Annotated in this window: 17 protein-coding genes, 1 tRNA gene and 1 pseudogene; 1 reads left to right on the forward strand and 18 read right to left on the reverse strand. The window is 39.1% G+C overall.

From position 1 onward, the window contains the following. Nucleotides 1-26: 26 nt before the first annotated feature. From B0185_RS09500 to B0185_RS09525, 6 genes are all read right to left on the reverse strand, one after another. Nucleotides 27-323 carry a DUF5374 domain-containing protein gene (locus B0185_RS09500; protein WP_005707011.1) on the reverse strand — a complete coding sequence of 99 codons (297 nt, stop codon included), beginning with the start codon at nucleotides 321-323 and terminating at the stop codon, nucleotides 27-29. A 1-nt stretch (nucleotide 324) separates the two neighbouring features. Beyond that, the gene (locus tag B0185_RS09505) at nucleotides 325-972 is read right to left on the reverse strand and encodes a DUF2572 family protein (RefSeq protein WP_005707056.1); all 648 of its coding nucleotides are present in this window, start codon (nucleotides 970-972) and stop codon (nucleotides 325-327) included. Further along, nucleotides 969-1,673 carry a hypothetical protein gene (locus tag B0185_RS09510; protein WP_005707013.1) on the reverse strand — a complete coding sequence of 235 codons (705 nt, stop codon included), beginning with the start codon at nucleotides 1,671-1,673 and terminating at the stop codon, nucleotides 969-971. Before B0185_RS09510 ends, B0185_RS09505 begins: the two co-directional genes overlap by 4 nt. Further along, on the reverse strand, nucleotides 1,633-2,154 hold the full coding sequence (locus tag B0185_RS09515; RefSeq protein ID WP_005707025.1) for a prepilin-type N-terminal cleavage/methylation domain-containing protein: 522 nt from the start codon (nucleotides 2,152-2,154) through the stop codon (nucleotides 1,633-1,635). The genes B0185_RS09510 and B0185_RS09515 overlap by 41 nt, the downstream gene beginning before the upstream one ends. A 96-nt stretch (nucleotides 2,155-2,250) precedes the next feature. Next, nucleotides 2,251-2,781 carry a bifunctional 3-hydroxydecanoyl-ACP dehydratase/trans-2-decenoyl-ACP isomerase gene (fabA, locus tag B0185_RS09520; protein WP_005707058.1) on the reverse strand — a complete coding sequence of 177 codons (531 nt, stop codon included), beginning with the start codon at nucleotides 2,779-2,781 and terminating at the stop codon, nucleotides 2,251-2,253. A gap of 120 nt (nucleotides 2,782-2,901) precedes the next feature. Next, the gene (locus B0185_RS09525; RefSeq protein ID WP_005707081.1) at nucleotides 2,902-4,539 is read right to left on the reverse strand and encodes an AAA family ATPase; all 1,638 of its coding nucleotides are present in this window, start codon (nucleotides 4,537-4,539) and stop codon (nucleotides 2,902-2,904) included. A gap of 85 nt (nucleotides 4,540-4,624) precedes the next feature. Between B0185_RS09525 and matP the strand changes: the two genes are divergently transcribed. Continuing rightward, on the forward strand, nucleotides 4,625-5,080 hold the full coding sequence (gene matP, locus B0185_RS09530) for a macrodomain Ter protein MatP (RefSeq protein ID WP_005707086.1): 456 nt from the start codon (nucleotides 4,625-4,627) through the stop codon (nucleotides 5,078-5,080). A 1-nt stretch (nucleotide 5,081) separates the two neighbouring features. On the opposite strand, the gene B0185_RS09535 is transcribed toward matP, so the two are convergent. The 12 genes and pseudogenes from B0185_RS09535 to accC form a co-directional block, all read right to left on the reverse strand. After that, nucleotides 5,082-5,157 (reverse strand) — tRNA-Thr (locus B0185_RS09535). Between the two features lie 172 nt (nucleotides 5,158-5,329). Then, nucleotides 5,330-7,723, reverse strand: a complete 2,394-nt coding sequence (gene mrcB, locus B0185_RS09540; RefSeq protein ID WP_005707083.1) for a penicillin-binding protein 1B — start codon at nucleotides 7,721-7,723, stop codon at nucleotides 5,330-5,332. Nucleotides 7,724-7,770: 47 nt separating this feature from the next. After that, on the reverse strand, nucleotides 7,771-8,454 hold the full coding sequence (locus B0185_RS09545; protein WP_005707040.1) for a type-2 restriction enzyme HhaII: 684 nt from the start codon (nucleotides 8,452-8,454) through the stop codon (nucleotides 7,771-7,773). Beyond that, nucleotides 8,441-9,127 carry a restriction endonuclease subunit M gene (locus B0185_RS09550; protein ID WP_005707043.1) on the reverse strand — a complete coding sequence of 229 codons (687 nt, stop codon included), beginning with the start codon at nucleotides 9,125-9,127 and terminating at the stop codon, nucleotides 8,441-8,443. Before B0185_RS09550 ends, B0185_RS09545 begins: the two co-directional genes overlap by 14 nt. 160 nt (nucleotides 9,128-9,287) lie before the next feature. After that, complete coding sequence (gene menB, locus B0185_RS09555) at nucleotides 9,288-10,145, reverse strand: 1,4-dihydroxy-2-naphthoyl-CoA synthase (protein WP_005707068.1); 858 nt, start codon at nucleotides 10,143-10,145, stop codon at nucleotides 9,288-9,290. Between the two features lie 181 nt (nucleotides 10,146-10,326). Beyond that, nucleotides 10,327-12,030 carry a RelA/SpoT family protein gene (locus tag B0185_RS09560; protein WP_005707015.1) on the reverse strand — a complete coding sequence of 568 codons (1,704 nt, stop codon included), beginning with the start codon at nucleotides 12,028-12,030 and terminating at the stop codon, nucleotides 10,327-10,329. A gap of 114 nt (nucleotides 12,031-12,144) precedes the next feature. Further along, the gene (gene rpoZ, locus B0185_RS09565) at nucleotides 12,145-12,426 is read right to left on the reverse strand and encodes a DNA-directed RNA polymerase subunit omega (protein ID WP_078208115.1); all 282 of its coding nucleotides are present in this window, start codon (nucleotides 12,424-12,426) and stop codon (nucleotides 12,145-12,147) included. Between the two features lie 68 nt (nucleotides 12,427-12,494). Continuing rightward, nucleotides 12,495-12,605, reverse strand: a complete 111-nt coding sequence (tilS, locus tag B0185_RS10475) for a tRNA lysidine(34) synthetase TilS (protein ID WP_078208119.1) — start codon at nucleotides 12,603-12,605, stop codon at nucleotides 12,495-12,497. Between the two features lie 257 nt (nucleotides 12,606-12,862). Beyond that, a complete protein-coding gene (gene valS, locus B0185_RS09575) occupies nucleotides 12,863-15,727 on the reverse strand; it encodes a valine--tRNA ligase (RefSeq protein ID WP_005707169.1) in 2,865 nt (954 codons plus the stop codon). Further along, nucleotides 15,724-16,275, reverse strand: coding sequence for a hypothetical protein (locus tag B0185_RS09580; protein ID WP_039863380.1), 552 nt, complete (start codon nucleotides 16,273-16,275; stop codon nucleotides 15,724-15,726). The genes valS and B0185_RS09580 overlap by 4 nt, the downstream gene beginning before the upstream one ends. Further along, a pseudogene (yqfB, locus tag B0185_RS10480) lies at nucleotides 16,272-16,585 on the reverse strand (N(4)-acetylcytidine aminohydrolase). Before yqfB ends, B0185_RS09580 begins: the two are co-directional and overlap by 4 nt. Nucleotides 16,586-16,809: 224 nt before the next feature. Then, nucleotides 16,810-18,153, reverse strand: a complete 1,344-nt coding sequence (gene accC, locus B0185_RS09590; RefSeq protein ID WP_005707167.1) for an acetyl-CoA carboxylase biotin carboxylase subunit — start codon at nucleotides 18,151-18,153, stop codon at nucleotides 16,810-16,812. Between the last annotated feature and the right edge of the window lie 94 nt (nucleotides 18,154-18,247).

Raw genomic sequence — 18,247 nt, forward strand, 5'->3', positions numbered from 1 at the left:
CTAGAATATTCAACGCTTTTAGCCGATTACTTTGTTTTAATTTCAACCTTCCCCATCGGATAAGTGACCTTTATTAACTCCCCACTACATTGGATGGTAAATCTTACATCATTTTCGACCGCTTGCGACTCGCAACTTAGCCCCGCCATTCTTAACGCAATCTGATTTTCTGCAATTTGCAATGCCTGCTGTTGCTGGTAATTTCTTGTTCCGCGTTCAAGCTGATCTTTCTGCCAAGCGGTGAAATTTAATGCCAAAATTGCAAATAACGTTAATGCGACAAGTAGTGAAACTAAACTTTCCGCTTTTAATTTTTTAACCATACTATTTATTATTTAATATATTTTTTGAATTTGGTACGAGATGCCATTTTGAATATTTCTGTTCTAAATTATCTACTACAGCTCTTCTAAAAGTTAGATTCCGCTCTTCTCGCTCATTATCAAAGGTAGAATAAAGCACGCCATATACTTTTTTAGATCCTGTAATATCAAAATGGTAGTCGGTAATAATAATACCGTAAAAATAATCTTCTAATCTCTCTTCAATCGCCTTTTTTGCTATAACAATTTTTGGATCATTTTCACTATTTTTAGGTAATTCAGATAATGAATTAATATAAATTATTTGGGAAGCATAAGAATCTAAATCTAGCCAATTTTCAATATTATCTACTGCAATATATTTATCTTTCGTGGGCTTTGGTTTAATAAATAGACTATTCATTTCACACTGGTAAGAATAAATAAGTTCGCCTATTTTCTCTTCAACAATCTCTTTTTTCTGAGAGGCACATTCATTTTGATTTACTCTTTTTAATAATGTGAGTTTAGAAGATAAATATTGTTGATAATAGCCATGTGCAACACTTTCTTGCTTTAACCAATTTTCTTTGGTTAAAAACAGCAATGTCAAAATGCCTGATAAAATCAGTAACGAACTTAATAAACTACTGGCTTCTAATTTTTTCATTGAGAAGCTCCACTTAATAAATAAACATTAGCAATTAAACTATAGCTTAGTTTATGATCTTTAATTGAAGAAAGCGTTAATTCTATTTGCATCAATTCATTTTGTTTTTTCCAATTAAATTGGAGTTTATCAACTAAATACTCCTCTTTAGAGGTAAATTTTGTCCATTTATTTTCGCAGCTATCTAATAGTGCTTTACATTTTTCACCCAAGCAATTTTCAAAACGGTTATCCGCATAAAAATGGATTTCTTTCTCTTCTAGCTTAAAGCCAAAAACTTCTTTTGCTAGATCTTTAGTATTATTTAGTTTTCCGTTTCTACATAATGACTTTTTCGTCGCTCGCTTGCCTAAACAACCATCACCGTTGAGATCATAAAAAAAGATTAAACATTGATCATTTAATACAAAACGTTGGTTATCTTTCTCAAACAATTCAAAATTACTCTCTTCTTTATTATTGCCTTGATAACCTAAATGCTGAATATGTTGTTGCAAATAATGTGCTAATTGATGGGCTTCTTTTTGTAAGAAAAATTGCTCTTTTTGTTTTTTCCAAACAATATAATAATTAGAGTAATAATAGGTAAAAGAAAGTAATAACATTGAACCTAATGCTAATGAAATTAGAATTTCAACTAAACTAAATGCCTTCAAATGGCTAATCTTTACAGGTACTTCGCTTATTTTTCGGGCTAACATAAATTCTTCCCCACTGATCGAATTGTAGAATTTCACTGGTATTATTTAGGCTAATATTGATACATTTAGACTCTAGCCGTCCTGCATTGCCATCAATACTAATAAAAGATTTTGGAAAGAGGCTTTTGTTGCGTAATACAATGTTTTTATGTTGGTTTTCATAAAGATGATATTCATCTGTCAGCAAACAACTTTTCATATTTAAGCAATTACAGGTTACTTGTTTACTACTCTCTTTTTGAATCGCAATAATGCACCATTTTTTTTCATTATTATTTTGCGCAATGGTAAGTGAATAATTCTTTTTTTGAAAACGAGCTTTAGTTTGAATTTGATAAATGAAAGAAGAGAGATTTTCTATTTCTCTTTCTAACGCCCATTTATCTTGCAAAGAAAAAAGGATAGGAGAAATAAATAAAATAGAAATAGTAAGAAGCGTTAAGGTAATTAAAATTTCTATTAAAGTAAAAGCTCGCCACATAATCTTTCCTCAAAAGAGAGAACACTATGGGCGAGTTTGCGAGAAATGTAAATTGGGAATGTTTAAATTTTCGAGCGTGATCGAAAAATTAAATAACTAGAATGAAGAAGTATCTTGGAATAAGCCGACTTTCAGATCTGTTGCGGTGTAAATTACACGACCATCCACTTCCACTTCGCCATCCGCTAATCCCATCACGAGCTTGCGGTTGATCACTCGTTTCATATGAATGCGATAAGTTACTTTTTTCGCGGTCGGTAAGATTTGTCCTGTGAATTTTACTTCTCCAACACCTAAAGCACGGCCTTTGCCTTTTCCGCCAACCCAGCCTAAGAAGAAGCCAACTAATTGCCACATTGCGTCTAAACCTAAACAACCTGGCATCACAGGGTCATTGATGAAATGGCAATCGAAAAAGAATAAATCTGGGCGAATGTCTAATTCCGCTTCAATGTAGCCTTTATCGAACAAGCCACCATTTTCGGTCATCAAGTTCACTCGGTCCATCATTAACATGGGAGGTGCAGGCAATTGAGGACCTTCACTGCCGAATAATTCACCACGTCCTGATGCTAATAAATCTTCATAAGTGTAGTTAGATTTAATATTTGGTGTACAACTGTTCATCTTTTTAATCCTGTATTACTAAAAAGAAAGCCTGTATTCTCTTGCTTTCCTAATTTTGTTTGTAAAAGCAGATAGTACAGGCTTTTATTTTAGCTAACAACTGTTAGCTGACTTGTCGGATCAGTGAGATTTCCACCAAGGGAAGATTTTATGCCACAATTTATGTTCTACATCGTGATTTAAACTTTGCTCAATGCCTTGATGAATAAGATCAAACAAGGCAGGTTTGTCGGATTTTTCGCGACGTTCTTCCGCATAAAATGTATTTTTCAGTAAAATTTCGACCGCCTCAAACACGCTTTCAACCGCCCAGATCTGGAATTTCTCTGCTTTAACGGCAGCCAATACGCTAGGTTTCAGGCTTAAATGTGACACACAGCTTGCAGGAATAATCACGCCCTGCTTCCCTGTCAGCCTACGAGCATCACACACTTCGAAAAAGCCCTCGATCTTTTGGTTTACACCGCCCACGCTTAGCACGTTACCAAATTGGTCGATAGAGCCTGTCACCGCAATAGATTGCGGTAGTGCGACCTTCGCTAAGCTGCTGACTAACACGCAGAAAATCGCTAATGATGAGCTGTCACCATCCACTTCGCCGTAAGATTGCTCAAAGGCAAGTGATGCAGAGAACGGCAATTGGGTTGGTAACTCTAACAAATTCGCCAAGCAAGATTGGGCGATTAAAATCCCTTTCGAGTGAATGTTGCCGCCGAGTTCTACTTTACGTTCAATGTCGGTAATTTCGCCATCACCATATTGCACGTTGCAACTGATGCGAAGCGGTTCGCCAAAAGCATAGGGCACGCCTTCAAATTCGATGACTGATAATCCGTTGATCTGCCCAATTTCTTCATCTTCCGTTTCGATATAAACTTGGTTGTTCAAAATATCCTGCAAGGCATATTCATTTAGGTTCGAAGCCTGCTTCTCTTGGGCTTCAAAGTAGCTATTGACCTCCGTGAAAGCGGTTGAATTTGGGTAGAATTTTGCAAAGCCGAGCAACTGATTTTTGAGCTTAGTGGGTGAAATAGAAATCATCGTTTGGCTTTCGCTTTCACGGATATAATGTTGTAAAAGCTGCTGAAGTGCGGGTTCGCTTAATTTGCGTTGCGTAAATTTTTGGGCGTAGGCTTGCACATAATCGCCCCATTGGTTGAGGCTTGTCTCATCCACATTCAAGAATGAATCTACTTCGGTATATTGGGCAAATTGGTACAAATCGCCATCATAGGCAGCGAGCATTGAAATATCTTCACGGCTGCCAACCAACAGCAATTTAAATGGGCTTTGAATCGCAGGCAGCGCTTCGGGCACATGGTTTACCGCATTCTGTTCATAAAAGCCGAATAACAAGGCTTGTTTGAGTTTATCCCACTGTTTTAAATCGTGTAATAGCGTGTTTAAACGTAGCACTAAAATGCCATTTTGTGCTTGCTGAATTGCCCATTCGATGGTCTTGATGCGATTCTCTTTTTCTAAAAAGAGTGTGTAGCCGAACAAATGAGAGGCTTTAAATTCGGTTCTCACAATCACAGGCTGTGAATTCTCTATAGATAATTGGGTGCTGAGTTCGTCTAAAAACTCAGGCAACACTTCACTTTTCATCACTAATAATGAGCCCATTTCTTGCGATTTAAATAGGCTTAGGGCTTGCTGTGCCTTCGGCTGAAAATCGAAGAAATTGACTTGTTCGCCCGTTAATTGGAAGGTGTGAGATAAAGAAAGCGACTGCCACGATAAAGGAGATAAATTCACAAAAATGCCTCATAATAGAAATTTGGTTTATTATACAAAATTCCGTTATACTTGCCTAAAATTTGCGAATAAATCAAGAGAAACAATGAGATATCAAAAGCTAGAATCCCAAGAAGCGAATTGGAAGTGGAAATACTTACTCAAGAAACACCGCGAGGGTGAAAATATCACTAAATATACCGAAAGCAGTATGATTGAGCTAAAAATCCAGCTGCTGACTACGCTACAAAACTCGCCTGATGAAATCGAAAAATGGGTAAAAACAGAAATGACCGCTGAGCAACGCAAAAAAATGCGCCAGTCTATTCGTGCTCGCCGTAAACGTTTTTTCAATGCTGAAAAAATCACAACCAAAAAGAAATCGATTGATTTAGAATACGCAAGTTGGCTACAGCTTTCTAAGTATGCGAATGCTCAAGGGGTAACGCTTTCACAAGCTGTATTGCAGCTCATTGATGAATTAGAAAATAAAGAGCTGTATTTAGAGCAAGTTGAGAAAATGAAGGTAAGTTTGAAAGGCTTATTAAAAATTGGAGAATAAATGGTGCCGACTACCGGAATCGAACTGGTGACCTACTGATTACAAGTCAGTTGCTCTACCTACTGAGCTAAGTCGGCATAGAAAGGTTTAAAAGAATGCTACTAAAATAATGAGGGTGAATTATAAGGATTTTGAGCAAGCTTGCAACCTTTTTCGTATTCAGTTGCTTACTAAACAAACAAAGGCGGTTAATTTTATAAGAAAACTAACAAATTCCTTACTAAAATCAACCGCTTTCTTTATCTTAAACTATTCACTCGTTGGTGCAATTTCTTCTGTAGGGATAGTTTGCTGCTCTTCTGAAACCTCTGCTTTGGTATTCTCTGTTTTCGATTTTCCAAGTGAAAGAGCTTCTAACACCGTTGGTTTCTGGGTTTCTACAACTAAGCCACCTGAAGAACAATAAGTTTGTCCACGGTCACGCCACATTGGAATTTGGCGTCCGCTTTCACAAGCAATACTGCCATAGCTATTAATGCCTACCCATTGAATATCTTTCACTTTCGGCAAACTAAATTTCAACGGTAAAGCACGGCGGATATACTCTTTATAAACATACAATGCCCCACTTGAACCCGTTAAATGCGTGTCGGCATTGTTATCTTTACCTAGCCATACCGTCGCGACATTTTCGCCATCAATCCCCACAAACCAAGTATCACGAGCATTGTTGGTTGTCCCTGTTTTACCAGCCAAGCGTAAGTCGGCAAACTCATTTTGTAGGCTACGTGCTGTTCCACGTTCCACTACCTGCTGCATTGCATAAAGCGCTTGTGTCGCTGCCTCTTCAGGGAGTATCTGTTTGCTCACATCTTCAATATTGCGTTGATAGAGTGGTTTACCATCAAAGCCCGTGATGGATTCAATCGTCGTGAGAGGCACCTTCAAGCCCTTGTTTGCAATCACTTGGTAGGATTTAGTTACGTCATACGGTGAAATTGAGTAAGCACCGAGCAACATTGAGGGATAAACAGGAATATCAACCTTATCCCAACCCATTTCTTTTTGCTTCGCAATCACTTTTCGCAAACCGAACTTCATCCCAATATTCACGGTTGGGATGTTGAGCGAGCGAACCAGTGCATCCATCAACATCACTGAGCCACTAAAACGTCTGTCATAGTTTTTTGGCGACCATGGAGCAGAACCTTTCACGTGAATAGTGATCGGTTTGTTGTCAATGGGTGTATTAAGACGGAAATTTTTCGGATCAGACAACGCAATTGCATAAATCGAAGGCTTCACTAACGAGCCGATCTGACGCTTAGTTTGAATCGCACGGTTAAAGCCTGCGTATTGAGTTAAACGGTCACCTACAATCGCTCGCACTTTACCCGTACGATATTCCGACACCACAATCGCAGATTGTAAATCTTTGATTTTCTTATCCGAATTTTCCAAATCTTCCAAGCCATTAATTACCGCTTGTTCCGCAGAACGCTGTTGTTTACGGTCAAGAGTGGTAAAAATTTTTGCCCCAGAAAGCAAAGCTGAGCGGTTTTCACCAAACTCATTTTTCAAGTCCATATTCAACGCTTGCATAAAGGCAGGTTGTTGGCGATAAATCGCACCTTTCTCTTTCACGCCTAGCGGTTGTTTGACTAGAAATTCGTAGTCACTTTGGCTAATTGCGTGGTTTTCTTGGAGCAATTTGAGCACCACATTTCGGCGTTCAAGTGCTGCCTCTGGGTGTCGCCACGGATTGTAAAGTGATGGACCTTTCACCATTCCAACTAACAATGCCATTTGTGACGGAGTGATTTCTTGGATTGGGCGACCAAAATAGAATTGACTTGCCAACGCAAAACCATGCACTTGATAACTACCGTTCTGACCTAAATAAATTTCGTTTAGATACGTTTCAAGAATACGGTTTTTATCGTAACGAGCATCTAAAATCAGCGACATCAGTGCTTCGTTAATCTTACGGCTTAGTGATTTTTCGCTGCTCAAAAAGAGGTTTTTAACCAACTGTTGCGTGAGCGTACTCGCCCCCTGCACTGTTCTACCTGCTTGATAGTTCGCGACCAACGCACGGGCAATCCCCATTGGGCTGATACCATCGTGCTGGTAAAAGCGTTTATCTTCGGTTAAAAGTAGGGCTTGGATGAGGAAATACGGATATTGTTGCAATTTTAACGCTTGGCGTTCTTCATCGCTTTCTGAATGTAACATTGCAATCAATTTGGGATCCAGCCTAAACTCTTCCACTAAACGCTGAGTCCCCAAATCTTCAATATAAGTCAGTTTGTCGTTTTGAAAACGTAAACGCAAAACACGTTGTGCTTCAGGACTTTCAGGAAATGGAAAGGCACGGCGCAACACCACAATATTATTGCCTTCGAGTTTGAAATCACCAGGAGCAACAATTTGCGATACTTGACGATAGCCATTATCTAACAAAGCGGTTTTGGTTTGCTCCAGCGTGAGATTTTCCTCAATTTTGATGCTTTCAATGCGAGCATAAACTTCAGCTGGCAATTGCCAAACTTGCCCGTTCATTTTAGTGCGAATTTTACCGTCTAAATACACGGCATAAACCGCCATAAAGCTCGCCCCAACCACGCCTAATTTTAGCCCCGTGGTGAGTAATCGAGAACAAAGAAAACGACTGTTTTTTTGCTTTTTTTTACATTTTGACATAGTTCAACCAAAAGAAAGCGGTGAAATTTTGCAAAAGATTTACTCAATTAGAAATGTTTTTTCACTTCTTCTCTAACTTCAGGGATTTTCATCATTTCAGCAATTAAGTAAGCAAAGTTCTCTTCAGTATCTCTTCTTCTAATATCAAGAATTTCTTGATAAGAAATACCGAGAATCTGACATAATTCTTTCCCTGTTAAAATATGCTCTAATGAAAAAACACCTTTAAATCCTGCCATAATGAGTTTTTTATCATTTTGATTGAAACTACAAATATAATAATCCGTAACAAAAGGAATTTTTGCACCAAATAATGTTGCAAATTTTTCTAAATGCTCTTTTTCACCTTGTGATTTTTTTGTATCAAAAGCATCTCCATCTTTCAATTCAATCACTTTACAAACGCGATAGCTCTCTACAATGAAAATAAGCATATCAGGCTCAATACCTTTCACGCTTTCGGCATACTTCTTAGACTTTTTAAAGGTTTTTTTCAAGCAAAGATATACTCCATTTTGAACATTATTTCCCCTCGTGGTATCTTCAATAAAAACATCAATATTTTCAATTAAGTTACATCTTTGTGTAATTAACCTTTCGAGTTCATTACCATTAGAAATAACTGTTGCTTGCACTCTTGATAAGAGTTGTCCTAGTTCTGCGTTCCCAACAACACGAGTATAACCAGAATTACCATCTTTACGACCTAACGCATTACTAATCTTGCTCATTTTCATCGTCTCCAAAAATTAAATCGCAACCAATAAAATTTCTATTTGTTTGTTTACAGCATTCAAACACAGAATACCCTCCAGATGCTGGATCCAATATCAGATCCCCTTCTTGAGTTGTTGCAAGAATAAGTTGTTTTTGCATTTCAATCGGTTTTGAATGTGTGTGCGGTTTGCTCTGCAATTTTTCCGCCCAAACATCAGGAATATTATGCAATGTCCAAGTAATTTTTGCTTTTTTTGGCTCTTTTTGAATAACAACTAAATATTCGCTTCTACGTCTTGTTCTATATCCCATGCCTATTTTTTGTTTATCCCAAGTAAGCATGTCGACAACAGATAACGACGGGGTATTTTCCAACCACGGTTTAACACCTTCAACTAAATGAAATTTATCAACCCACAAAAATAGATACCCATTAGGTAATAATACTCTTTCAAATTCATTAATAAATTGCTGAATTATCTCATCTGTCATTTGCGGTAAAGCCGCTCTCTCCTTTCCTCGCCCTTTACCTTCATTTCCATAGGACATTTTATCAAGAACCCCTCGATATTGAGGATCGAAAAATGCAATTTTAACCGCTTTATCTGGAATTAATTTAAATAAATCTATTCCATTCATTTTATTTTTCTTATTGACAAAAGAAAGATAATCTTGGTGAGAAAACATAATATTGTCTTATATATAATCAAAAAATAAAGCAGTGAGATTTTGCAAGAAATTTACGAAATGCCACCGCTTGGAGTAAGAATTGCCTTGTTCTAAAATCATCTTCGTCCCTTGTGGGAGAGAGTAAAATATTCAGAATTCGGCTATAAAAGTAGTAGAATTACGGATTACGTTTAAATTTGCTGAAATCAGGTTCACGTTTTTCGTTGAACGCGTTGCGACCTTCTTGACCTTCTTCCGTCATATAGAACAACATTGTTGCATTGCCCGCCAACTCTTGAAGACCTGCTTGACCATCGCAATCTGCATTTAACGCCGCTTTCAAACAACGTAATGCGATTGGGCTGTTTTGTAACATTTCACGGCACCAACGCACAGTTTCTTTTTCTAAATCAGCATAAGGCACAACGGTGTTCACTAAGCCCATATCTAGTGCTTGTTTCGCATCGTACATACGGCATAAGAACCAGATTTCGCGGGCCTTTTTCTGACCTACAATGCGAGCCATATAGCTTGCACCCCAACCGCCATCGAATGAACCCACTTTCGGGCCTGTTTGACCGAATTTCGCGTTATCTGCAGCGATGGTTAAATCACACATCATATGTAACACGTGACCGCCACCTACGGCATAACCTGCTACCATTGCCACCACTGGTTTTGGGCAAGTACGGATATCACGTTGGAATTGTAAAACGTTTAAGTGGTGCACGCCGCTGTCATCTTTATAGCCACCGTAATCACCACGAATTTTTTGGTCGCCGCCCGCACAAAATGCGTATTCGCCTTCACCTGTTAATACAATTACGCCGATTTTTTCATCAAAACGAGCATCTGCAAATGCATGAATCATCTCTTTTACCGTTTGTGGACGGAAAGCGTTACGCACTTCTGGGCGGTTAATAGTAATTTTCGCAATCCCATCTGTTGATTTGTGATAACGAATGTCGGTGTAACCTTCACTGTGATCCACCCATTCAATAGGTGCGTATAAAAATTCTTCGCTTGGATATAACATTGACTATGTTCCTTTTTGAGTATTCAAATGAATGTTAAAAATTCGTGCCATTATAGCGGTTTTTGTCGCCAGTAAAATAAAAAGCGGTTAAATTTGCAGAATAATTTACAAAAAGTTCAGCATATTTAACCGCTTAGATTTCGTAGGGACGGGATAACCCTACCCTACTTAATGATAGGTGCTATTTCTTATCCACTTTCACCACACCACTTAACTTGGTTAATCGTTGAATAACCACGTAAAGATGAGCATTATCAGTAACCGAAATCTGTAATTTCACTTGATAATTACCGTTTTCAATTGGGTAACTTTGCACCGAACCAATGTTACTATTAAGAGATGCAATGGTATTGGTAAGGCTTGCCAACACACCTGGTTGATCTTTGATTTCCAACACTAATTCTACATTCAGATTCTCAGGCTCTTCAGTTTCTAAAGCTTTATCCAAAGCATCAAGCTGTTTTAAGGCTTGTTTGATTTTCGAACGAGCTTTAGCACTCACTGCAAAATTCAACCAGCTTGAGCTTGGGTAACGACCTGTTTCAGTTAAAATTTCAATCGTTTGACCAGATTGTAACGGTTGTGAGATTGGATATGGCTGACGATCCACAATCGCACCCACACAGTGATCGCCAATATCGGAATGCACCGCATAAGCAAAGTCGATAGCGGTCGATTTTGCAGGCAATTCTACAATTCTGCCTTTTGGCGTGAATACGTAAATGTCGTTTGAGAACAGCTCCGATTTCACGCTTTCGATAAACTCTTCTGCATTGCCTGCACTTTGTTGCAATTCGATGATACTTTGTAGCCATTTTTGTGCTTTTTGTTGCACGCTGGTTGCGTGAATTTGCTCATCGTTATATTGCCAGAATGCCGCCACACCAAGTTCTGCCATTTGATCCATCTCTTCGGTGCGAATTTGCACCTCAATCGGCAGACCTTTATGCCCAATCATTGAGGTATGGATCGATTGATAGCCGTTACTTTTCGGCACGGCAATGTAGTCTCGCACTTGATACGGACGCGGTTTATACAGAGCATGCACTCGCCCCAATGCTCGGTAGCAATTATCCACATTATCCACCACCACGCGGAAAGCGTAAATGTCTAAAATTGAGCGGAAACGCTGATCGCGTTGGCGAAGTTTGTGATAAAGGGTGTAAAGATGTTTTTCACGCCCGTAAATGCGAGCAGGAATTCCCGCTTCTTTCAGGCGACTTTCCAGTTCGTGCGAAATAGTGGCAAGCAAGTCTTGACGAGTACCGCGTGCTATTTCAATCGCCATTTTTAGCACATTATAACGGTGCGGATACATCGCTTTGAAACAGAGATCTTCCAACTCGTTTTTCAGATGTGTAATGCCTAAACGGTGGGCAAGTGGGCTGTAAATTTCGAGCGTCTCTTTGGCAATGCGCACGCGCTTATCAGGGCGGAGTGAACCCAACGTACGCATATTGTGCGTGCGGTCGGCAAGTTTGATTAATACCACGCGAATATCTTTGGTCATCGCCAAAATCATCTTGCGGAAGTTCTCCACTTGTGCTTCTTGGCGAGTGCGGAATTTTAATTTATCGAGTTTTGAAACCCCCTGCACAATTTCAGCAACGTTTTTGCCAAATTCAGCTGCAAGTTGTTCTTCGGTATAAGGCGTATCTTCAATTACATCATGTAAAAGCGCCGCCATTACGGCTTCGTGGTCGAGTTTCATTTCCGCAATAATGCCTGCAACGGCAACAGGGTGCGTAATGTAGGGTTCACCGCTTGAGCGAGTCTGCCCCTCATGAGCGTCTCTCGCAACAACAAAAGCACGTTTGACCAGCTCAATTTTATCGGCTGGCAAATACTGACGAATTATGCGATCTAATGGTTCGAAAAGATACACGATACCCCCAACATTAAAAATGGATAATGGACAATAAATTGCAATTAATATGGTTAATTTAACCGCTTGCGTTTTAATTGTCCATTATCCATTTCAGGAATTTATAAATTTTAATTAAGCATTTGCTTGAACGTCTGCTAAGAATGAAATTGCTTCTTTTTCTGCGATATCTTGTTGAACAGCTTGTTGATTATCAAACTGATCCATAATTTCACCATTGATTACGCCTTCTTCGATTTCTCTTAAAGCAATTACAGTTGGCTTATCATTTTCTTCTGGCACTAATGCCTCACGAGTGTGAAGCTGGATTTGTCTTGCACGACGTGCCGCAATTAAAATTAAATCAAAACGGTTGCCGATAATTTCAGCAGCTTCTTGAACAGTTACACGAGCCATTTGTTACTCCAACAATTTGCGATTCTAGGAATTTTAGTATGAAGGGGGAGGATTATACAAAAAATAGACTAGAGTGACAATCTTAATAAACCTAATAATACATTTCCGTAAAACACTAACAGGATTCTATCCCGCAACCACACAGGAATCTGGATCTTTCGCCAGATTTTTATTCCAATACTTTACCTAAATAGTCCATTTAAACCATTAGCGGTTGGTTTTAAGGATCGAATGCCTAGCTAATTAGCGAAAAATAGGTTTTCCAAAATATGTCGCCAAAAGGAAATTATTTGGATGATACAGAAATGGTAAATTTTTTGGGCGAATAAATCCAATTAAAATTAAAAGGACTGAACCCGATATAATATCGACAACAGTCCTTTAAATAACAGTCTAATTTTTTGAGGCAGATCTTTATTCTGCTCTTATTTTTCAATTACAGAGCTTCAATCGCCTTATACTGCTCTTGGATTTTCTCTAATCCAGATTGGTATTCCGCTTGTTTTTCGCGTTCTTTCGCAATCACTGCTTCTGGTGCTTTAGCCACGAAAGCTTCATTGCTGAGTTTGCTTTCGATGCGTTTAACTTCGTTTTGATATTTTTCAATCTCTTTGGTTAAACGGGCAAGCTCTGCTTCTTTATTGATAAAGCCCGCCATTGGCACGAGTAATTCAGCATTGCCAACGAGTTTCGCTACCGCAAGCGGTGCAGTTTCGTTTGCGGCTAACACTTGAACGTTGTCTAACTTCGCCATGGCTTTTAAAAGAGCGGTCTGTTTTTCGAGAATTTTTGCGTTTTCTGCGCTTAAATTACGGAATAGCAGATCTAAGCCTTTACTTGGTGCGATGTTACTTTCTGCACGAATATTACGCACCGCAACGATCACTTCTTTTAGCCATTCAATTTCAGCTTCTACTTCTGGATCAAAGCCGTTCTCTTCCACTTGTGGGAAAGGTTGCAACATAATGCTGTCTGCAGTAATGCCGACAAAACCTTTCACTTTTTGCCAAATTTCTTCGGTAATAAATGGAATAAGCGGATGTGTTAAACGTAATAATTTTTCTAATACGTGAACCAAAGTTTGGCTTGCTGCACGAATTTGTGCGGCATTACCGTTGGCAAATACTGGTTTAGTTAATTCTAAATACCAGTCGCAGAATTGGTTCCAGGTAAATTCATAAATCGCATTGGCACAAAGGTCGAAACGATATTGGCTTAATGAATTACGGAAAGTTTCCACGGTACGATTGAATTCCGATTGAATCCAACGATCAGCTAATGAGAATTCGATCTCGCCTTCGCTTAAATCTAATTTTTCATTGGTAAGCACGAAACGGCTTGCATTCCACAATTTGTTACAGAAGTTGCGGTAGCCTTCTAAACGTTTCATATCCCAGTTGATATCACGACCGTTTGAAGCCAACGCAGCTAATGTGAAACGCAATGCGTCTGTACCGTGAGCGGCAATGCCGTCCACAAATTCTTTGCGGGTTGCTTTGGCAATTTTCTCTGCCAATTGCGGTTGCATCATGTTGCCAGTGCGTTTTTCAAGTAAATCTTCAAGGCTGATACCGTCAATCATATCGATTGGATCAAGCACGTTACCTTTCGATTTCGACATTTTTTGACCTTGCTCATCACGGATCAAGCCTGTTACATACACCGTTTTGAATGGTACTTGTGGTTTACCATTTTCATCTTTTACAAAGTGCATCGTAAACATAATCATACGCGCAACCCAGAAGAAGATGATATCAAAACCTGTGATTAACACATCCGTTGGGTGGAACATTTTGAGCTCTTTAGTTTGCTCTGGCCAGCCTAAAGTGGAGAACGTCCATAAGCCTGATGAGAACCACGTGTCTAACACGTCTTCATCTTGTTTGAGCTCAACCGCAGAATCTAAGTTATATTTTGACCGCACTTCTTCTTCGTTACGTGCAACATACACATTACCTTCTGCATCATACCACGCAGGAATACGGTGTCCCCACCAAAGTTGGCGGGAAATACACCAATCTTGAATATCACGCATCCAAGAGAAGTAAAGATTTTCATATTGTTTCGGCACGAATTGGATTTCGCCGTCTTCCACCGCTTTGATTGCCACATTAGCAAGCGGTTTCACGCTCACATACCATTGGTCAGTTAGCATCGGCTCAATCGGCACGCCACCACGGTCACCATAAGGCACTTTCAAATCGTGTGGTTTGATTTCGTCTAATAAACCAAGTGCTTCAAAATCTGCCACGATTTTCTTACGTGCAACAAAACGCTCTAAACCACGGAAATCAGCAGGAATAGTCGCCTCATAGCCAGCAAGTGGTTTGCCATCAGTACCGATAATTTCCGCTTCATCACGGATATCCGCATTTAAGGTTAATACGTTAACCATCGGCAAGCTGTGACGCTTACCCACTTCGTAGTCGTTAAAGTCGTGTGCAGGGGTAATTTTCACCACACCCGTACCGAATTCACGATCTACATATTCATCGGCAATAATTGGAATTTCACGGTTTGCAAGCGGTAGAATTACCGTCTTACCTTGCAAATCTTTGTAGCGTTCATCTTCAGGATGCACAGCCACCGCCGTATCGCCCAACATGGTTTCTGGACGCGTAGTTGCGACCACTAAATAATCTTTACCATCTGCCGTTTTTGCACCGTTTGCTAACGGATAGCGGAAATGCCAAAGGGAGCCTTTGCTCTCTTTATTTTCCACTTCTAAATCAGAAATCGCGGTGTGAAGTTTTGGGTCCCAGTTTACTAAGCGTTTGCCACGGTAAATCAAACCTTCTTCGTGCAAACGAACAAACACTTCTTTTACTGCGTTGGATAAACCATCGTCCATCGTGAAACGCTCACGTTCCCAGTCGATTGAGTTCCCTAAACGGCGCATTTGTTGGCTGATTGTGCCGCCTGAATAGGTTTTCCAATCCCAAATTTTGTTGATGAACGCTTCACGACCATAATCATGGCGGGTTTTGCCTTCTTCTGCGGCAATTTTACGTTCTACCACCATTTGGGTGGCGATACCGGCGTGGTCTGTCCCTGCTTGCCATAAGGTATTATGCCCTTCCATACGGTTAAAACGGATTAAAGTATCCATTAAGGTTTGTTGGAAAGCGTGCCCCATGTGTAGGGAACCTGTTACGTTCGGTGGTGGAATCGCAATGCAATAGCTCGGCGCGTTTTCATTTTCAGACGGTTTAAAATAACCGCTCTCTTCCCAATGTTGATAAAGGGCTTGTTCTACCGCAGACGGATTAAAACGGTCTGCCATTTCAAATTTTTGTGTCATTGTTGCTCTCTTTTATTTAAATCAATAGTTTTTATTCTTAAATATCTTCTATACTTTCTATATTTAGATAATAACTCTAATAGCTTATTCTTTTTGCTTAACTCATAAATAAAGAAAACTGGCATTACCAAATATATAAAGTTCCAAAAAGTTTTAAGCTGATAAATATTGCTTATATCTTCATTGTTTTTCTGCTCTAATGGCATAGATGTAGCTGTCATACACGTTGCAACAAATAGACCACCAATAATTATTAATTTCACTCTGATATCTTCAGATAGTTTATTAAAATTACTAAACATATAAATCCAGCACATGCATATCAGCAAGGTTATAATAAAAAGAACGCCTACATTTGGATTTGATATATCACTAAAAAGGAAATAATGAAATACAGCAAATAAAATAAATAAAAAACAAATTAATCTCTTTCCATTCTTAAATTTTATTTTCAACTTTATATTATTAATGAAATCTCTTTCCATATCTGGAGTTAATGCTAAATAAATAAAAATAACAAGAATGAATAAACAAATAGTATAGATCATATAAAAAACCTAAATTTAATTATAAAAAGCGACTCCTCACTCGGATAACCCCCCTAATTACCTCTTTTAATTCTTCCAACCCCATATTTTCCTGCTTCACGTGTTATTCCGTCAGTTCATCAAGAGTAATCGGCGATACACTTAACACTTCAATGGTGCAGAAATATTGATTATCCTCAAATCGACCGACACGTAAAATATCACCTGCTTTAAAATGGCTTTCGGATTTATCCCGAATTGTGATGGTTTTACGCCCAGCGAGAATATCCGCTTCAAAGTGTTGGTAAAAAGTGATGTCGTTTGGTTGCATTTTGATCCTTAAAGAGTGGTTGGGTTTTTAGCGTCATAAAATGAATATTATGGCTAAAATGCTTTTGTAAATTCTATCAGAAATTCCTTAAGAAATCTAAATGGTAACAGAAGCTATAACAAAACAGGAGGGTTTCAAAAACACTCAAGCGGTTAAATCCTAAAGAACTTTTGCAAAGAATCTTTAAAATTTAACCGCTTACTCATTCATAAATGATCTAAAAATTATTTCAGACCTAACTTATGCTCTAAATAGTGAATATTCGTTCCACCCTTACGGAAATTTTCATCTTCCATAATTTTTTCGTGAAGTGGAATATTAGTTTTAATGCCTTCAATAATAGTTTCGGACAATGCTTGCTCCATACGACGGATAGCAATATCACGATTTTCAGCAAAAGTAATCAATTTACCAATCATTGAATCGTAGTGTGGAGGAACAGCATAACCTGAGTAAATATGTGAATCCCAACGCACACCTAAACCACCTGGCACGTGTAAACGTGTAATTTTACCTGGTGATGGTAAGAAGGTATTTGGATCCTCAGCGTTGATACGGCATTCCATCGCGTGACCTTTCACTTTGATATCATCTTGCGTGATAGAAAGCGGTAATCCTGCTGCAACACGAAGTTGCTCTTTCACTAAATCCACACCTGTAATCATTTCTGTTACTGGGTGTTCTACCTGTAAACGGGTGTTCATTTCGATGAAATAGAATTCGCCATTTTCAAAAAGGAATTCGAATGTGCCTGCACCACGATAGCCAATTTCACGGCACGCATTTGCACAACGCTCACCGATGAATTTCCGCAATTCAGGGGTAATGCCTGGTGCTGGAGCTTCTTCAACCACTTTTTGGTGGCGACGCTGCATTGAGCAATCACGTTCTGCTAAATAAACCGCGTTGCCATGCGTGTCCGCCATTACTTGGATTTCGATATGGCGTGGATTTTCAAGGTATTTTTCCATATATACCATATCGTTGTTGAACGCCGCTTTCGCTTCCGCTTTAGTCATTGCAATCGATTCTTCTAAATCTTTCTCTTGGTAAACCACACGCATACCACGACCACCACCGCCGCCAGATGCTTTAATAATGACTGGATAGCCAATACGTTTTGCAATTTCTTTGTTTTTCTTCGGATCATTTCCGATTGGACCATCAGAACCTGGCACGCAAGGCACACCCGCTTTTTTCATTGCATTGATTGCAGATACTTTGTCGCCCATTAAACGAATTACATCCGCCGTTGGGCCAATAAAGATAAAACCAGAATTTTCAACCTGTTCTGCAAAATCTGCATTTTCAGATAAGAAGCCGTAACCTGGGTGGATCGCATCAGCATCCGTTACTTCTGCTGCCGCAATAATAGCAGGGATATTTAAATAACTTTTTACGGAAGGTGCAGGACCGATACAGACGGTTTCATCCGCTAATAATACGTGTTTAAGTTCGCGGTCTGCTGTTGAGTGAACTGCTACGGTTTTAATACCTAATTCTTTACAGGCACGTAAAACGCGTAAAGCAATTTCGCCACGGTTGGCAATGACAACTTTTTTTAACATTGCTTATTCCTTGTAGAATGAGTTTTACTCACTATTGAAAACAATCAAGCGGTAAAATCTTCTCTAAATTTCACCGCTTCCTAGGCTTATGGTT

The organism is Haemophilus parahaemolyticus, from assembly GCF_002015035.1.
Taxonomy (GTDB): domain Bacteria; phylum Pseudomonadota; class Gammaproteobacteria; order Enterobacterales; family Pasteurellaceae; genus Haemophilus_A; species Haemophilus_A parahaemolyticus.